This window comes from Bradyrhizobium genomosp. III (assembly GCF_000261705.1).
Classification (GTDB): domain Bacteria; phylum Pseudomonadota; class Alphaproteobacteria; order Rhizobiales; family Xanthobacteraceae; genus Bradyrhizobium; species Bradyrhizobium ottawaense.
In genome coordinates this window covers 1-1,024 of the sequence record NZ_AJQF01000597.1, presented here as the reverse complement: position 1 = coordinate 1,024, position 1,024 = coordinate 1, and the positions used below count along the sequence as shown (strand labels likewise).

Here is a 1,024-nt window from a genome sequence, read left to right as displayed (position 1 = left end):
GTTGTCCGTGAACAAGCCTCCAAGCACTTGATTGAGAGTCTGTTTTCCGGTTGCGGCGGCATTTGAGATTGCAGGGGATTGGGGCTTCACAGCAAAAACCTGCAATTTCGATTTTGGATTTCCCTGCCGCTGCGAACCGTGATTCTGTGCTGCATCGGAGGGACCGATGCGACCAAAGAAGCACAGGACGACAGGCTCGAACGATCTGTTCCGGTCCCGGCTGGACCAGATCATCAACATGCGACACGAGCTGGTTCTGCTCGCCGGCAGGGTCGATTGGGACTGGATCGACGGCGAGATCGCGCCGCTCTACAGCGACAACGGCAGGCCGGGTATCGCGACCCGCTTCATGATCGGATTGCTGCTGCTCAAGCACATCTACGGCCTGTCCGATGAGGGGGTGTGCGAGCGCTGGGTCCACGATCCGTACTTCCAGTTCTTCACCGGCGAAGAGTTTTTCCAGCACGTTTTCCCGCATGAGCGCTCAGACCTGAGCCACTGGCGCAAGCGGCTCGGCGACAAGCTGGAGCGGTTGTTGGCCGAGAGCCTTCGCGTGGCGCACGCGAGCGGTGCGTTGCGCAGCCAGGACCTCAAGCGGGTCACGGTCGACACGACCGTCCAACCGAAGGCCATCAGCTTCCCGACCGACGCCAAGCTGCTGCATGCAGCGATCCGCGGGTTGAACCGCCTGGCGAGGAAGCACGGGGTCAGGCTCCGGCAATCCTATGTTCGCGTGGCCAAAAGCGCGGCGATGATGGCGGGCCGCTACGCTCATGCCAAACAATTCAACCGGCATCAGCGACAGCTGCGCATCCTGCGCAGCCGGCTGGGCCGGATCATCCGCGACATTCGCCGCAAGACCGAGGGCCAGGCCGCATTGGAGGGGGCATTCGCCCTGCCGCTGAGCCGAGCCACCCAGATCGGCTCGCAGCAGCAGCGCCAGCGCGGCTGGAAGTTGTATTCCTTCCATGCTCCGGAGGTCGAGTGCATCGGCAAGGGCAAGGCCGCCGCGCCCTATGAGTTC

The 1,024-nt window shown here is 62.7% G+C and carries 1 pseudogene; it reads left to right on the top strand.

From position 1 onward, the window contains the following. Positions 1-166: 166 nt before the first annotated feature. Positions 167-1,024: pseudogene (locus IC66_RS0142325) on the top strand (IS5-like element ISBj2_B family transposase); the annotation flags it as partial.